Origin of the sequence: Hafnia sp. HMSC23F03 (assembly GCF_001816025.1) — a bacterium.
GTDB classification, from domain to species: Bacteria; Pseudomonadota; Gammaproteobacteria; order Enterobacterales; family Enterobacteriaceae; genus Hafnia; species Hafnia paralvei.
On the sequence record NZ_KV824244.1, the window covers coordinates 18,940 to 33,939 of the forward strand.

24 protein-coding genes are annotated in these 15,000 nt (G+C 45.2%); 9 read left to right on the forward strand and 15 right to left on the reverse strand.

The genetic code is table 11. From position 1 onward, the window contains the following. Nucleotides 1-202, reverse strand: a 202-nt coding sequence (locus HMPREF3091_RS20270; RefSeq protein WP_227660117.1) for a phage holin, incomplete at its 3' end; no start/stop codon positions are given. Between the two features lie 195 nt (nt 203-397). Between HMPREF3091_RS20270 and HMPREF3091_RS20275 the strand changes: the two genes are divergently transcribed. Further along, nucleotides 398-868: a helix-turn-helix domain-containing protein gene (locus tag HMPREF3091_RS20275; protein ID WP_070718535.1), complete on the forward strand. Its 471-nt coding sequence runs from the start codon at nt 398-400 to the stop codon at nt 866-868. Between the two features lie 330 nt (nt 869-1,198). On the opposite strand, the gene HMPREF3091_RS20280 is transcribed toward HMPREF3091_RS20275, so the two are convergent. The 5 genes from HMPREF3091_RS20280 to HMPREF3091_RS20305 all read right to left on the reverse strand — a co-directional run bounded on the left by HMPREF3091_RS20280 (nt 1,199) and on the right by HMPREF3091_RS20305 (nt 4,455). Then, entirely contained in the window at nt 1,199-1,663 is a 465-nt protein-coding gene (locus HMPREF3091_RS20280; protein ID WP_070718538.1) for an anti-virulence regulator CigR family protein, read from the reverse strand. Between the two features lie 667 nt (nt 1,664-2,330). Beyond that, complete coding sequence (locus HMPREF3091_RS20290; RefSeq protein ID WP_070718544.1) at nt 2,331-2,738, reverse strand: type II toxin-antitoxin system HicB family antitoxin; 408 nt, start codon at nt 2,736-2,738, stop codon at nt 2,331-2,333. 50 nt (nt 2,739-2,788) lie between these two features. After that, complete coding sequence (locus tag HMPREF3091_RS20295) at nt 2,789-2,965, reverse strand: type II toxin-antitoxin system HicA family toxin (protein ID WP_070718627.1); 177 nt, start codon at nt 2,963-2,965, stop codon at nt 2,789-2,791. An 86-nt stretch (nt 2,966-3,051) separates the two neighbouring features. Beyond that, nucleotides 3,052-4,101: a DNA-methyltransferase gene (locus tag HMPREF3091_RS20300; protein WP_070718547.1), complete on the reverse strand. Its 1,050-nt coding sequence runs from the start codon at nt 4,099-4,101 to the stop codon at nt 3,052-3,054. A 153-nt stretch (nt 4,102-4,254) separates the two neighbouring features. Next, nucleotides 4,255-4,455: a hypothetical protein gene (locus HMPREF3091_RS20305; RefSeq protein ID WP_070718551.1), complete on the reverse strand. Its 201-nt coding sequence runs from the start codon at nt 4,453-4,455 to the stop codon at nt 4,255-4,257. A gap of 480 nt (nt 4,456-4,935) precedes the next feature. Between HMPREF3091_RS20305 and HMPREF3091_RS20310 the strand changes: the two genes are divergently transcribed. Beyond that, nucleotides 4,936-5,757 (forward strand): hypothetical protein, encoded by an 822-nt coding sequence (locus HMPREF3091_RS20310; protein ID WP_070718554.1) that lies wholly within the window; start codon nt 4,936-4,938, stop codon nt 5,755-5,757. A gap of 21 nt (nt 5,758-5,778) precedes the next feature. Then, complete coding sequence (locus HMPREF3091_RS20315; RefSeq protein ID WP_070718558.1) at nt 5,779-6,261, forward strand: hypothetical protein; 483 nt, start codon at nt 5,779-5,781, stop codon at nt 6,259-6,261. 24 nt (nt 6,262-6,285) lie between these two features. Here HMPREF3091_RS20315 and HMPREF3091_RS20320 read toward each other — a convergent pair whose 3' ends face one another. The 9 genes from HMPREF3091_RS20320 to HMPREF3091_RS22365 all read right to left on the reverse strand — a co-directional run bounded on the left by HMPREF3091_RS20320 (nt 6,286) and on the right by HMPREF3091_RS22365 (nt 11,058). Then, nucleotides 6,286-6,630, reverse strand: a complete 345-nt coding sequence (locus HMPREF3091_RS20320; protein WP_070718561.1) for an antiterminator Q family protein — start codon at nt 6,628-6,630, stop codon at nt 6,286-6,288. A 14-nt stretch (nt 6,631-6,644) separates the two neighbouring features. After that, nucleotides 6,645-7,655 carry a DUF968 domain-containing protein gene (locus HMPREF3091_RS20325; protein ID WP_070718564.1) on the reverse strand — a complete coding sequence of 337 codons (1,011 nt, stop codon included), beginning with the start codon at nt 7,653-7,655 and terminating at the stop codon, nt 6,645-6,647. Continuing rightward, entirely contained in the window at nt 7,646-8,023 is a 378-nt protein-coding gene (locus HMPREF3091_RS20330) for a RusA family crossover junction endodeoxyribonuclease (RefSeq protein ID WP_070718567.1), read from the reverse strand. The genes HMPREF3091_RS20325 and HMPREF3091_RS20330 overlap by 10 nt, the downstream gene beginning before the upstream one ends. Next, nucleotides 8,020-8,673 (reverse strand): phage N-6-adenine-methyltransferase, encoded by a 654-nt coding sequence (locus tag HMPREF3091_RS20335; protein WP_070718571.1) that lies wholly within the window; start codon nt 8,671-8,673, stop codon nt 8,020-8,022. Before HMPREF3091_RS20335 ends, HMPREF3091_RS20330 begins: the two co-directional genes overlap by 4 nt. 2 nt (nt 8,674-8,675) lie before the next feature. Then, a complete protein-coding gene (locus HMPREF3091_RS20340) occupies nt 8,676-8,948 on the reverse strand; it encodes a PerC family transcriptional regulator (protein ID WP_070718574.1) in 273 nt (90 codons plus the stop codon). Beyond that, the gene (locus HMPREF3091_RS20345) at nt 8,945-9,916 is read right to left on the reverse strand and encodes a conserved phage C-terminal domain-containing protein (RefSeq protein ID WP_070718576.1); all 972 of its coding nucleotides are present in this window, start codon (nt 9,914-9,916) and stop codon (nt 8,945-8,947) included. The genes HMPREF3091_RS20340 and HMPREF3091_RS20345 overlap by 4 nt, the downstream gene beginning before the upstream one ends. Continuing rightward, nucleotides 9,913-10,092: a DUF4222 domain-containing protein gene (locus HMPREF3091_RS20350; protein WP_004847758.1), complete on the reverse strand. Its 180-nt coding sequence runs from the start codon at nt 10,090-10,092 to the stop codon at nt 9,913-9,915. The genes HMPREF3091_RS20345 and HMPREF3091_RS20350 overlap by 4 nt, the downstream gene beginning before the upstream one ends. A 180-nt stretch (nt 10,093-10,272) precedes the next feature. Next, nucleotides 10,273-10,806, reverse strand: a complete 534-nt coding sequence (locus tag HMPREF3091_RS20355; RefSeq protein WP_061060368.1) for a YmfL family putative regulatory protein — start codon at nt 10,804-10,806, stop codon at nt 10,273-10,275. Between the two features lie 24 nt (nt 10,807-10,830). Continuing rightward, the gene (locus tag HMPREF3091_RS22365; RefSeq protein WP_071887127.1) at nt 10,831-11,058 is read right to left on the reverse strand and encodes a helix-turn-helix domain-containing protein; all 228 of its coding nucleotides are present in this window, start codon (nt 11,056-11,058) and stop codon (nt 10,831-10,833) included. A gap of 109 nt (nt 11,059-11,167) precedes the next feature. Between HMPREF3091_RS22365 and HMPREF3091_RS20360 the strand changes: the two genes are divergently transcribed. From HMPREF3091_RS20360 to HMPREF3091_RS20385, 6 genes are all read left to right on the forward strand, one after another. Next, a complete protein-coding gene (locus HMPREF3091_RS20360) occupies nt 11,168-11,821 on the forward strand; it encodes a LexA family protein (RefSeq protein WP_061060369.1) in 654 nt (217 codons plus the stop codon). Nucleotides 11,822-12,190: 369 nt separating this feature from the next. Continuing rightward, nucleotides 12,191-12,586, forward strand: a complete 396-nt coding sequence (locus tag HMPREF3091_RS20365; RefSeq protein WP_070718578.1) for a hypothetical protein — start codon at nt 12,191-12,193, stop codon at nt 12,584-12,586. A 1-nt stretch (nt 12,587) separates the two neighbouring features. Further along, nucleotides 12,588-13,073: a TRM11 family methyltransferase gene (locus HMPREF3091_RS20370; protein ID WP_070718580.1), complete on the forward strand. Its 486-nt coding sequence runs from the start codon at nt 12,588-12,590 to the stop codon at nt 13,071-13,073. Next, nucleotides 13,066-13,668, forward strand: coding sequence for a 3'-5' exonuclease (locus HMPREF3091_RS20375; protein ID WP_070718585.1), 603 nt, complete (start codon nt 13,066-13,068; stop codon nt 13,666-13,668). Before HMPREF3091_RS20370 ends, HMPREF3091_RS20375 begins: the two co-directional genes overlap by 8 nt. Nucleotides 13,669-13,718: 50 nt before the next feature. Beyond that, nucleotides 13,719-13,946, forward strand: a complete 228-nt coding sequence (locus HMPREF3091_RS20380; RefSeq protein WP_046450014.1) for a DUF4224 domain-containing protein — start codon at nt 13,719-13,721, stop codon at nt 13,944-13,946. Next, nucleotides 13,946-14,956 (forward strand): tyrosine-type recombinase/integrase, encoded by a 1,011-nt coding sequence (locus HMPREF3091_RS20385; RefSeq protein WP_070718586.1) that lies wholly within the window; start codon nt 13,946-13,948, stop codon nt 14,954-14,956. Before HMPREF3091_RS20380 ends, HMPREF3091_RS20385 begins: the two co-directional genes overlap by 1 nt. Nucleotides 14,957-15,000: the final 44 nt, after the last annotated feature.

Sequence of the window (15,000 nt, forward strand, 5' to 3'; positions counted from 1 at the left end):
GGCTTTGAATCCACTCACGCAATAAGCGCTCACGACGGCATCGGAAATAAATCCCCGAGATAAGGCCAGCTAGAGTGCAAAAAATGCCAACAATGATGCCTACAACCATCCACTCGTTAGGGGAGAAATAATTAATCAGGCTAAATAGCCACGATGAAACCCCACCAGCAAGCAAGGTGTTATCGGCAGCACGTGTGTACATTCATTTCATCCTTTACCTCCACTAGCGAGGTTTTTATAAAAAGAGCGCTATCCCCACCAGCACGATAACAACAAATCCAATCGTGAAATCAACGCTGTCGGGTAGTTGTCGGGTGAGTGTCAGGCCAGAGTCGTGTTAAAAAGAACAATATTGGTCAAACTAGATGTGTGTTTAAAACAATCATGGTGGCTAAAAATGAGTAACAGTATCAAAAGACTCCGTCTCGCTCGTGGATGGTCTCAAGAACAGTTAGCGGAAATCTGCGCATTAAGCGTTAGGACTATTCAGCGATTAGAAAATGGAGATAATGCAAGCTTAGAGACACTCAGTGCACTCGCCGCAGCTTTTGAAATTAATGTTTCTGAACTAGCAAATGAATCCCAGCCGTTGACTGAAACAGGCCAAGCTGCAGATGATAAAATCAATGCAGCTAGAGAACGAGTTGAAGACGAACAAAAATTTTTCCGTTCACTTGTTTCAGCACTAATCGTCTGCGGTGTGTTAGTGGTTATAAATCTCGTTACTCCACATACATCATTCTGGTTTATATGGCCCATAGGCATATGGTTCGCATTCATTGTAGTTAAAGGTATTCGGATTTTTTTATTGCGAAATTGGATTTCCCAATGGAAACAAAGAAGAATCCAAAGGCTATTGAAAAAATAATCAGCGCCTAGCAGTAATCACCCTCTGCAAATGTTTGGTGTCAGATAGTTTTGGCTGAACGATAAATATGAAAAAGCCACAGTATTAACTGTGGCTACCTAGTGTGACTACAAGCAACTTGATTCAGTGACGCCCATCGACTGTATTACGACTTGATTATCATACGATAATGTATATACGACACGGATAAACTAAATATTAAAATAACCTATACATAATATCGACTACTAGGGTTAAGTGTTCAACGACTGCCAAAAATCAACTGCACTCAAATGAATCGTAAGGAGAGTTCAGGGGTCGTTTATAGCTCATTCACAATGAGTCTTCCCCCTAGTCGAACACGCCATTAATGATAGAAGTTACAATCGCTGTACTCAATGCAATTAGTACAAGATCATCACCGACAATCCGCCACTCATAACCGGGATAATTTGGCAAATCACGCAACATATTTGAAGGCACCGCTTTTTTAGCTATCCCGGGCGGTAATGGCTTACCTCTAGCTAGATTTTTAGCAATACCGGGCGGCAACGACTGATATCCTGTTAGCCCATAATTCACTGCTAAGCGTCTTGCGTCAGAGTAAGAAATGCTTATCGCAGGTTGGCCAGATTGATGCCCATTATTTTGGTTTCCATTATTGCCTTTATTACTGTTACCTTGATCACTATGACCATGATTCCCACCATTGTTACCGTGGTTTTTGCCTCCGGGATCAGCAAATGTTGATACAGAAACTAAAGATAGCGACGTTAACAGCACTACAGATACTGCAGTAATACGACGTTTATTCATGATGGCCACCATTGCTATGAGATGTCACAGTAAGCTACCTATTTTAATGTTGGTAACGCAGAGGAATTATCCTAATTACAATGATACTCAAACTAGCAGGTGTAGTTATCCGCTAGATATGAAAAGGGGCCTCCACCCAGTGACCTTCCAAAATATGTTATGACATTACATAGAGAATCTCTTAGCCCACTCCGTTATCTGTTCACCGTAGATGAACTGTATGTTGAATGACTCAGTCGGACTCAGAACTGGCCCCAAGTATACAACGCAGGGATATATTTTTGGCCGATTATCAAAGATATAATCAACTATATCAGCCTCATCAATAAGGTCATCGTCTGAAAAGCATGTAGCTCTAACCCATGAATCATATTCGGATTCGTTCAGCAGTAGTTCCATGAGAATACCCAGTAAGTTGTTTATCCACATATAGAGTAGACGAACTTATGTTAGCTGTGCTGAAAATTGAATTCACAGATGACCACTTCCTAAACTCAGGCATATCCGTACTCCCCCCATCCACCAGCGCGGTAGGGTTAATTAGTGGAATAGCGCACAGCCGTAACCACTCTCAGCTAGAAAGTGTTTAATGTGTGGATGGTTGTTAGCTGAGAGCTAGATATGAAAAAGGCCACCCGGAGGTAGCCTTTAGACAGTTAGGTAATACTTACAACGCGGTTATTTCTAGCCGCTTGCCGAGCACTTTTAACGCAGCCTCAATCGTATCAATTTTAGTGGTGTGTCCCAACGTAACGATACGGCTTACATCCTGCGGTCGAGTGCCTAAACGACGAGCTAGTTCTGCCTGCGTAGTGCCGGTTGCGATCATGGTATTAAGCAGCAACACCTTAGCAGCTACGCTAGCAGGTACATCAACAAAGTCCTCACCATCGGCGCTTGGCATAGGAACGGGGCGCTGATCTTCAAAGTAGAAATCAAACGCAGTTACCAGTGCATCTTGCGCTAACGATAGCGCCTCTTCTTTTGTTTCACCACCCGTTAATGCCTCGGGGATGTCGGGGAATGAGATACACCACCCGGTTTCGTCATGCTCAAATTTTATTGGGTATCGCATATTTGGCTAAGTGAATCTCCGCGAGTAACCAGCCCCGAAGGGCTGGTTTGTTATTTCAGGCCAAGTTGCTTAAGAATTGCTTTCCTAAGCGGCTCCGGTATTTCTTTTGCTGGATGCCTTGGCATTATCGTCTGCTTGCCGTTCAAGTGAATTTTCAAGTGGTTAGTACCGTTTGAAAACTGTGCCCCTTGTGCTGCAAGCCAACGCTGGAACTCGCGTTGTTTCACTTCCTCCTCCTGTTTGTTTAACTTGAAATCATTATAAACATTTTTGTTTATACAAGCAAGGGAAAATATACACATTTTTGTTTATCTTATTCAGGCATAAGCGCTAATATTTCACTTTCAGTCTGATCAAAGCGCTCTTTTTCCAACTCGACCCCTACAGCATAGCGCCCCAGCTTTATGGCTTCTTTAATCGTCGAACCTGACCCCATAAAGAAATCAGCCACAACGTCACCGGGCTTGCTGCTTGCCGCGATAATGTCACGCATCATCTCAGCAGGCTTTTCGCATGGATGTTTGCCGGGGTAAAACTGGACGGACTTATACGTCCAAACGTCCGTAAACGGCACAAGTGCGGAAACAGAGAACGGACGGCGTAATGCCTTAAACTCTTGCGACAACTCAATGTAACGCCGCGACAGCGTTCTATATTCCGTAACAAGCTGGTGATGTGGTTCACTCAACTCATTACGCTGGTGCTTTTCTTTCGCTATACGTTCAAACAATGCCTGCAGTTTTAAATAGTCCTGCTCGTTTGGTAGCTGCCACTGACTTTCACTAAACCAGTGCGAGGCCATTTGCTTGCCGGTTGCAGCATGTATCTCTTTAATCGATACGCCCAGCGCGTTTCGCGCATCACGGAAATAATCGATCAGCGGCATGAGGACGTTCTGTTTAAGCTCGGTACATTTAACAGCGTAGCCGTCCTGCTTGGGCTTACATGGGCCTTGGTAATGTTCAGCAAACAACACGCGCTCGGTTGCTGGGAAATATGCCCGTAGGCTTTCTTTATTGCAGCCATTCCAGCGGCCAGACGGTTTAGCCCAGATAATATGGTTCAGCACGTTAAAGCGCTGCCGCATTAGCATTTCAATATCAAGCGCAAGCCTATGACCGCAAAACAGGTACAAGCTGCCCGCTGGCTTTAATACTCGGTAGAACTCGGCAAGGCATTGCTCAAGCCATTGCAAATAGTCACTATCGCCGCGCCACTGGTTGTCCCAGCCGTTGGGCTTAACTTTGAAATATGGCGGATCGGTTGCTATCAGGTCGATGCAATCATCTGGAAGGGTTTTAATAAATTCGAGTGAATCAGCGTTTACAAGATTGATACTGTTTAAATTCACAGTATTTTTCATGGATGTTTTGGGCCTTTTTTGATAGGCTCAGATCCGCTTTGTGCACACAAGCGGTGGGCCTTGTTGCGCCCGTGACTCTTGCAACGGGTGCATGGCTGGGAAGTGCTACCAACACAACCCAGCCGCCCATTTCACAGCTTAGAAGCCACCAGCTCACTGGCAGCGCTTAAAGTTTTCCCCGCGAGCATCTTCAACAGCTAACCCAGCCATAACAAGCTGCGTCAGTATTAGCTGGCAACAACCCTCACTAATGCGCATGATGTTTGCCATATGTTCAACTGACTTCCAGCTTTTAACGCTCAAGCAGTGATAAATAATGCTTGCGGTTTCTGTCATATCATTCTGATTTAGCATGTCTTTTTCTCTTTTTCATTGCGTTACAACACTAGTAACTCTGTCCAATGCCAACAGCAACTCATTCTTGAGAAAAACACGATATAACTTATTTTATTGCCACTAACCGTAGTGGCCACGCCCATGCCCTTGGGGTTGCGTCGCGCTATCGCCGCTAATAACCGGTATATGTTTGGCAGGCATAATGCTTTACCGGCACATCTTCTTGCTCATTAACCCTAACCAGCGTGTGTGCAGTTCGACCTGCTTCTGGCTCACTCATTGGCGACTCGGGGCCACATCATGAATGCGGCATAAAGGGAGCGCGGGTTAACCGCGTTAGTATTTCAACCTTTCACCCTCCAGATATGCAAAACCCCGCCGGAGCGAGGTTTGATTGAATAAGTTATGTGACATAGAAATCACTCTTATCAGTTTATAACTCTTTTTGCGTACGCGTTAGATTTTGTTTAGAATCATAAAAAAAACTTAAGGATTGATATGAACTTCTCAAATAGCAAGAAAGATGGTCACACCAAGAAATGTCAGGTTAGAGCTTTTAAGGTCAACACGGCCACAACTGATATTCTTTTCGACCAGATTAGCCAAAGTACAAAATTCATTGTGAACTCGATCGTAAAGGTAAATAACGAAAAGCATGTTAAGTTGAAAGAATTCAGCACCAAGAATAATTGTCATTATCTTCATTTTTCTACATACAACCCCAAAGAGCAAGTTTCGATCACACCAGCATTAGCAGCTGCAAAAGATTTAGTTGAGATTGAAAATATGGATAGTCTTCATGCTTTTTTAATTATTAAAGACAATCGAATTGCCTCATTGATGCAAATATCTACAAATTGGTGTGAAGTTAAGATAGCTAATCTTCTTGAGCAATTTGGAATCAAAGTCACTCCATCCGCAATTTTAAAGAAAGATGTGATTTCTCGAATTAAAAATGATGGGTTCCGAGCATTACATGTAAATATTGCAGTTGATGAATCTGATTTTGTAAAAACCCCAGGTTTCTTTTCATCCATCATTCAAAATGAACCAGCTGTTAAAGCCAAAGGAATTACAGGCCATTTAACTATTGATGCTAGAGGAAACTCTGAATTAGCAAAATCTATCGAAGGGAATACGACAGTATGGGTTGATGACCTTGATAGTGATTTTTATCTGGAAACTAAAAAAGGCGAAAAGATAAAAGGTGATGACTTGAAGGTCCTAAGAACCTACTATACTGTTCCATATGGTTCAAAATCCATTAATGCTAAATATGCAAAGGAAATTTTAGAGGATTTTGTTGCAAAAGAGTTATAATGAGTGCAAAAGGAGGCCAAAATGACTACTAACATCAATCACACCGGCGTGATAGTTACTCTGCTAAATATTTTGGCCTCGATTTTTTTCTCTTTCTTCTTGACACATAGCTTAACCAACAACTCTGATGCGTTAAATCTGGTTGCAAACGTTTTTTCCATCCTTTCTGGTTTTTTATTACTAGTTATCACCATGTCGGGTGAAAACTCATCGATATTCGCCAATTTGAGCGAATTAGATATCGCTAATCAAGAAAAACGATTTACTATGCGGTTCAACAAGTACTATGCATTGTTTTTACTTTATATCTTAACTTTAGCCCTGATTTTTATTTACTACTTGCTATCCAAAGATAAACCGCCAGTTGGTAAGATTAAAATGTATGTTACCAGTGGAATTGGCTATTCAATATCGTTTTTAACTTGTTTCTCTTTTATTCAGTCAACATTTATACCTCTTAAAATAAAAGAGTTATTCAAAGAAAAGAGAGAATTAAATAAATAAAAAGCCGCAGATGCGGCTTTTTATTTATTTAATCATATATAGGCATCCATCGATAAATCCCATTGCCGTTTGTAGCTCCTTCCGAATAGTCCCATCAGAACACTTACGCCGTTTTGCTATAGCCCTCAATGAAATACCAAGAACAAAGTGAGCCATAATGAGTTCATACTCTTCTGGCTTATATTGTTTGAGACGACCAACACAACCATCAATCATTATTCCCTCATCATCTGAGCATTGAGGGCGCGACTTCTTTCCGTGTGGGATCAAACCTTTAAACCCAGCAGCTATTGGCGACCAGTCTACCCCGCTATTTTCTGCTGCAGCCCATGCGCCCCACATGTCCATCACCTGATACATATCTCTCATACGTTCTCCACACGTCACGCTTGAAAAATTGCGCCAACACCCAGCGCGTAATTTAAAAATTCAATCAATAGGAATCGCTGATCCCCGTGTTTCTGCTCCCATCCTGCAACGTCCTTGTGCAGCTCGTCATGGCACCGTCTGCATAACGGCAACACGAACAAGTCATGCGTCTTGGTTCCCATCCCGCCGAGCCCGTGGTTAATCACATGATGCGGATCGTCAGCGGGATTATTGCAACCGCAGCACTTTTGCGTTTTTACCCACCGCGTATACTTCTCACACTCCCAACGTGCCAACTTAGGTTTCAACATAAAGCTTGCTGGTGGTGCTTCATCCCCTGCCAGCTTAATAATCGGCTTAGCTAACACAATAAGGTCGGAAAGCACCTTATCTGGGTCTGGCTGCCACGGGTTAATGTCGGCTTCTTTCATAACACCACCTACAAACGCTGGTGGCTCTGGCGTCTTTGTAACTCGATAAGCAATGCTCGTTGGCAGTAAATGGGTCAGGCCATTAAGAAAAGCCCACCAGCCAAGTTCCGGTAATGTCAGTTGGTGACCTTCGTTAAAACCTAATGAACGCCGCACCGAGTCCACCAGCCATTCGGCACGGTTGGTTTCAGCTATATCACCCAGAGAAGGATGAAACTGATCATGGTGAAGGTTGTCGCAGCTCCAACACAGACGAACGGCACCGTTTTTATGCGATACCGTATTCAAATTGCCGTTGTGATAGCTGCGCTTCCATTGGCAGGTTTTAATTTTATCAACCCACACCTCGAGGGCACTTTCAGTACCCGCGGCTTTAATCACGTCGTAATGTGAGAAAAACGGGCGCAGCGCCATATCGTTTGCAAGGTCTTGAGACTGTGCCGGTAGCTCGCCCGCAGGAAGCTTCGCAAACTCTTTCGGCACCTCGGTGATCATGAGGCGCTGGCCTTTGTGGAATTTGCACGTCAATTGCCCCGGCTTAAGCAAAACTACGCCTGCGTCGATTTGTGGAAATGCCGTGAGGATCATGCGCATACCGTCACCTCATCGATTACCAGCTCAACACGACCACCTTTAACGACTGGTCCCCACTTGGCTGAAAGCTCTTTAATCTGGCTATCGTCAGCCCATACATTTGCTTTTGTCAGCGCATCAAACAGAGCCTTAAAGTAGTTATCCAGATCACGCTTCGCCTTGGTCGGCGGGAATAGCACAACGGAAACAGATACGTGCTCAGTAATTGCCTTCGGCTTACGGCGTAGTTGCTCGATAACCATCACGTATGTTTCAGCTTGATACTTACGTCCACGTTCGCTCACTAGATGCTTACCGATTGAAGCGCCCTTATTCGGGGCGCGCCAGTAACCATTTACACTGGGTGGGAATGGCAGGATTAACTTCACACTGCTACCCCCACCAGCTTTTCAGCCATACGACGAACCTGCGCCAGAAATGCATCGCCCCGAGTGATTAGATCATCGCGGGTTACATAACTGATTGCTGGGCCACGCCACTGCTTATCAAGAATGACAACAGCACCGGCAAAAAATGCACCTGTCGGCTTTTGCTTCTCATCAGCAGGTTTGAACCACACGGGCAGATCAAAGCCAATACGCCCACGGATAAAAGCAACATGATCGGCTTCTTCTGGCCACCACACTTCGCTGGTTGCCGCTTTAATCAGGAAGATGTAACGACCGCCCTTCTCGCGCATAGCCATCGCATGATCGATAATGTGCCGCATACCTGTGACATATTGCCCATCGTGCTCTTTAGCGCGGCTGTATGGTGGGTTTGCGTATGCCGTGCCGCCCAGCTCTTTTAGACGCACTGACCAGTCCTGAGTCAGTGCGTTATCTTCAGCGGTATAGTAAGCATCACATTTGGCATTATCAGCATCAGCAAACAGATCGAGAGTGATTGGCCCAAACATCGCGTTAATGCCCCAGAACAATGACTCAGGGGTACGCCACTGATCGCCAACATGTTTGAGGTAGTGTTCAGGCTCTGCACGTTGAGCGGCTAAAGCGGCACAGTATTGATTGATGGCCATATTCACGACAACACCTCCAAACGAACAACCGTTTCATAGTCCATACGCGGATCAGCCGTGACATCTGTTGCTCTGCAATGCATTGAGCACTTATTACGGCATTTAACTGCGTGTTCCATATCCTCTTCGGTACCGCAATTCTCAATGACTCGGGACCATTCGTATTCAGCGCGGCGCCACTGTTTTTCCGCTTCACAGCGTTGGGCTCTTTCCTGATGGAGCTGAACAAGTGCTGGCCGGTGGCGGCGAATTACTGACATAGTTTGTTCTTTCACAGGGCACCTCCCGTACGCTCTACGAGCCACTTTGGTAAATCGCTTCTATCAACTGGCGCAGCGGGTTCTTTGGGCTTCTCGCTCGAATAACCGTTCCTAAAGCCAGCAGGGACCGATGAGTAATCCTGATTTGAGAAATCCATATCAACGTAGCCTTTCGGCTTGGCTTGGTTGCCTTTTGACCATTGAGTGCGAGGCGGACGGCCAGCCTTAGACCAATTCGTTGCGGAGCTCAGGTAGGTTGGGAATTTACCCGGACGGAATAGCGTGGTCGGGTTCAGGTTCGGAGCCATATCCAGATTGCTTGCCCAGCGCTCAACGCTGAAATCGACAACCAAAATCAGCTCGTCAGTGGTGAAACCATCACGCAGACGGCCACGAATATTCTCGAGTGAGGATTTGCAATTCTGGTACCGAGACGAGGTGACGCAGTTTAGATGTTTGAGCACCTGAATGGCCTGATCGGTAATTTCCACCTCAGGGTCGGCCGGAGGCTGACAAAAGGTTTTATTACTTGATGGATCAGGTGTTGAAGTTACTGATGGATCGCCCCCAGATTCTGACGGGTGAAAACCGCCCTTTTTGCTGGATTTCGACGCGTCGAATTTTGACCCGTCAAATTTTGACCCGTCAAATTTTGAGGCGTCAGATTTTGACGGGTCAGATTCTGACGCATGAGCAGCTAGGCGAAGTTTCTCAACATTGAGCTGGTAAATATTGCTGGCGTTCCGGTTACCTGCACGACGTTGTTGGCGGCTAATCCACCCTTCTCGCTCAAGTTTACCTAGCGCTGTACGAACAGTGCTTTCACCCGCACCAATCTGGCGGGCTATGGTCGTCACCGAGGGCCAGCTTTTGCCCTCATCGCTGCTGAAATCGGCCAGACGTGCCATGATGGCCACCTCCGAGAGTTTTAGCCCCGCAGCCGCGCAACCGTCCCAGACGTAACCTGATAACTTGTTGCTCATACGTCGATCCTTTCAAAACGAGAGCGAAAGAGAATGAGCGGCGATGCGCACTCAAACTCATAGCCCTGACGGCGATAAATCACTTTCTGGTTAATTCGGTCATATCGGGTAACGTGAACAACGATCCCGTTCTTGTCGCGATAGAGGCGATCAAGCGAAGCAATACCTTGTGTCATGGCATCCTCCGTTTTCTGGCTATTACGCCCACAATCGCCGCAGCCCTCTTGTGGTTACATGGCACCCAACGGTTTGCTATTCTTCGTTCATACCGTAACGGCGCTGGTGGCCGGACGTTAGTCGCTGGTAAGCAACGCAGTTGCGGCACCTGAGTATTTACTGTTAAATTGCTCACGCGATTATTTCTCCACACAAGAATGTTTCGCACCCGACGCCAAGAGCTGCATACTCTTGGCGTCACCTTCTCCCCACAACATTTCTGAAATCACCCAAATCTCAGCTATCAAAGACTGTGCGCGATACCCTTTAGCGCGTAGGCGTTTGCTTTCTTCTCGATCAAGCACACCATCGTTGGTGAACTCGTTATGTGCCCGGCTAAAGTCACCCAGCGCAGCGAGCAGATCGTTAAACTTGTGCAGCAGCTCTTCATTACCGACCTGATCGACATCAGGCAGTTTCACGAACACACCACCAGCGCGTTTGCACATAGCCTCGGTAATATCCGTGCGACCGGAAAAGGCCTCCATTTGGATGACCATGCCGAACGGCACCATTTGCCCACCGATCTGGCGTACACGATTACTTAGCGCGTTATGGGTACCGTCATGTGATAGCTGTTGCGCCATCGCTTCATACCCGCCCGGTGTCGATGTGATCAGCTTGTGCATTGCCGCCGTCATATCTGCCGGAGCTGGAAAGTTTTTGTTGTCCACAGTGTTGGTCCCTTTTTTGTGGTTTTACTTTTGGTCTGGTTGCTTATGATTCTTAGGTGGAAACAACCCGTCCAAAGTGACCACGCAGCCCAGTTGGTTAAAAGCTCTCACGATTTTTCGACATGACTCGAGATCTGGAACTCTTATTCCTGATTCATAATTAGCTACCCGAGACTGTGACCAGCCACACTTGGTCGCAAAAGTTGTTTGTGAAACACCCAGTTTTTTTCGCTCTGATGCAATATTGTTCATGGTCCGCCCTTTGTGAGTATGAATACCGCCATTAAACACATTTCGTGTTTAATATGCAAACACAAAATGTGAGAAGCCATTTAACACGCTATGTGATAAATAGAGTTCTATGAACACAAATGAAGAAATCGCAAAACGCCTCAAGAATTTGAGGGAAAGAAAGGGTCTGTCTCAAAAGGCTCTAGCAGAGCTTTGCGGATGGAAATCACAATCACGTATTGGCAATTATGAGCTAGGCACCCGAAGTATAAGCGCTGATGATGCTGTCGTAATTGCTAAAGCCTTAGGCGTTAGTGCTGCTGAACTCCTATTTGGGGATACAGGGTTTAGTAATGTCTCAAATGCCAAGCCGTATGAGCGTGGAAATCTCTATCCAGTAATCAGTTGGGTAAGTGCTGGGGCATGGGCTGAAGCATGTGAGCCATACACTATTGATCAAATAGATGAGTGGTTTGAATCAGACGCGAAAATAGCCGGTACAGGCTTCTGGTTGCGAGTGCAAGGCGACTCAATGACTGCACCAACAGGTTTAAGTATACCTGAAGGCACTCTCGTGCTGGTTGATACAGGGCGAGAACCTATTAACCATAGCCTCGTTGTAGCCAAGTTAACCGATGCTAATGAAGCAACGTTCAAACGCCTTATTATCGATGCTGGTCAAAAATATCTTAAGGGACTTAACCCGTCATACCCATTAATTCCAATCAATGGGAATTGCAAGATCATAGGTGTCGCAATCGAGACAAAGCTGAGACTTGTTTAGCCCCCAAACCTCAATTTCTTCACAAGAATTTGGGGTTTTATACCTCTTTACTCTCCTTCAAATTGCCTCATATTTACCCAAAAAATCAAAATAAACACATTTTGTGTTTGACTTAACAAACACATTTTGTGAATATCATTCATATCGAAAACACAAAACATGTTCATTCTAGTGTTCTTTCCCGCTAAAAATGAGGTTTAGTAAGCGTCACAAACTACAGAGAGAAGAGCTCGGGCCTTAACATTTATAAACCTTCAGCCCCGAGTGCTTCTGTGTGTGGAGAGTAATTAATTAAACCTATCTGTTTGTGTGAATTTTCATTAATTCGCACTGGGGATACTCATACCTAAAACATGTGGAGGAGTAATCGTGAAGTTACGCGAATTATCAGCAAAGACACTCGTTAAGCAGGCGCATGCAGGCGTCAAGCTAGTGAGTGGGCAATACCCAGAGGCTGCAGCAATATTGCGGGAAGTCACTACTCGGTATGACGTGTTGTATGAAGTGCGTCAGCAAGATAAGGACACAGCAATAAAACCTGAGCCTGTAGATTTGAGCCAACAGGTAGAACTACTAAACAGAATCCTTAGCTGGATTTTGAAAGAGCTTCCTACGCCAACACCAAAGGCTGCAGCAATGGCCATGAGATTAAGCTCAGTAATTAATGTGATTTCGGAGTTTGAACTCCCTGCGCCCACTCAACCAGCAATACAAGAGCAGGCTGTAAATACAGCAAAGCTAATTAATAAATTCTACGAGAGATAACATGGCTAAGACAATTTTAGATATGTGTTGCGGCTCACGCATGTTCTGGTTCGATAAGCAAAACCCTGATGTGATGTTTTGTGATATTCGCAGTGAGAGTCACACGCTTTGCGACGGCCGCAATCTGGAAATTCAGCCGGATATGATCGCTGACTTCCGTCATTTGCCGTTCGCTGATGAGTCATTCAACGTTGTTGTCTTTGATCCACCTCATCTGGTGCGCGCAGGTGAAAACGGCTGGCAACGTAAAAAGTACGGCGTGCTTAACAAAGAAACATGGCGCGATGATTTAGAAGCGGGATTTCACGAAGCCTTTCGTGTACTGCGTGGCCACGGCACATTGATTTTTAAATGGAACGAAACGCAAATCCCAGTAAGCCAAGTTTTGGCATTAACTGAGCATAAGCCGGCATTCGGGCATCCATCAGGCAAACACTCTAACACGCACTGGATTTGTTTTATTAAAGGGGTAAATAACAATGATTAACTCCATCGTGATCGACATTGAAACAATGGATGTACGCCCTTCTGCGCTCATCCTGTCTATTGGGGCCTTCGCTTTTGATATCGCAAACATTGAGAAGACACGCAGTTCAATTCTTGAGGTTAGTCTGGATCTAGATGTAGCTGAGTATTCTCCCTATACCTTTTATGCGCTAGTCGATACGTTCAACCAGCTCATGTCTGGCCGTTCTGTTGGCAAAGATACACAGTTCTGGTGGAAGTCTCAGGGGGAGGATGCTCATGAAGCTTTAACCGGTGAGCGCCACTCTTTAAGCACGCAGCTGCTGAACTTATCTAGTTGGATCGCCCAGCATAATGATGCCCGGATATATTTTCGTGGTACCGATTTTGATGGCACCATTTTGGAACATGCTTATCGCCAATGCGGTATGACCTGCCCTTGGAAATACAACGGAAAGCGTGACGTTCGAACCTATATTGATGCACTGACTGGCAGCGAAAAAGGTTACATCGTTGACCACCAGCCATGCTTTCAGATGATTAAGCATTATGCACTACATGATGCAATGAATGATGCTGAACAAATGGTGCTGGCATTCTCAATAAAAGCAGATTAGTTATTCATGGCTCGTCATGGCGGGCCAGTTCTACATGTGTGGGTATAAATATGAGCAGAAATACTAAGTTATTAACTGATGAGGAATTGAAAGAATTAACCGGCTACACATTCCCATCATGCCAATGTAAGACACTTAAAGAAAATGGCGTGTTTTTCATCGTTAGGAAAAATGGTAGACCCGCTACAACTTGGGCACACGTTGAGAACCCATTTAATATGCGGAATAAACCCGAGATAGAAACAAAACAAGAACCTAACTTTGGAGCGCTGGATTAATGGGTAGGAAACGTAGTAATCCAGCGGATAATTGGATGCCCCCTCGCACATGTAGGGGACGCTCAGCCTTTGAGTTTAAGCCTAAAAACGGCGGCACTATTCGGCTATGTGGCTTTGACTCGACACCAGCACAAGTGTGGGCTGCGTATGAGGCGTTAATAAACAATAAGAAGGATGAGAGCATCTTCGATGGGCTTGTCGACAGCTTTTTTAATTCTGGTGATTTTAAGGAATTAGCGACTGAAACTCAGAAAGACTACCGGAAATATGCAGTAAAAGTTCTGGCGGTTTTTGGCACTATGCAGCCTGACAACATTAGGCCTGAACACATACGCAAATATATGGATAAGCGAGGAGTAAAAAGCAGAATTCAAGCAAATCGTGAGAAAGCATTTATCTCGAGAGTATTTCGCTGGGGTTACGAACGCGGCATGGTAAAGATGAATCCATGCAAAGGGGTAAAACAGTTTAAAGAATCTGCTCGCACACGATACATCACTAACAACGAATACGACGCCCTATACAGCGTTGCTCCACCCGTAGTTAGAGTTGCGATGGAATTAGCCTACCTCTGCTGTGCGCGGCAGGCAGACGTTCTCAGCATGAAAACAAGCCAACTGATTGATGAAGGGATACTCATCCAGCAAAGTAAGACTGGGGTCGCGCAAATTAAAGGTTGGGGTTCGCGTCTTAGAGCAGCAGTCAATATGGCTACCCTCCTTCCTCTAAATTCGGGAATGAGCAGTATATTCGTAATCCACCAGCCATCAGGAGCAGGCTATACCAGAGATGGATTTAACAGCCGTTGGATGAAAGCTAAGAAGGAAGCAAAAGAGAAGTACCCAGAGTTGAATTTCGATTTCACATTTCATGATCTAAAAGCGAAAGGAATTTCAGACTTGTCAGGATCACTCTATGACAAGCAAGCTATATCAGGGCACAAAAATGCATCGCAAACGGCAAGATATGATAGGAAGATTGCGATAGTTCCTGCTGTGGGGGATCAATAATATTATGAAAGTGAATTCTGAAGGGGAAAAACAGGCACAAAAAA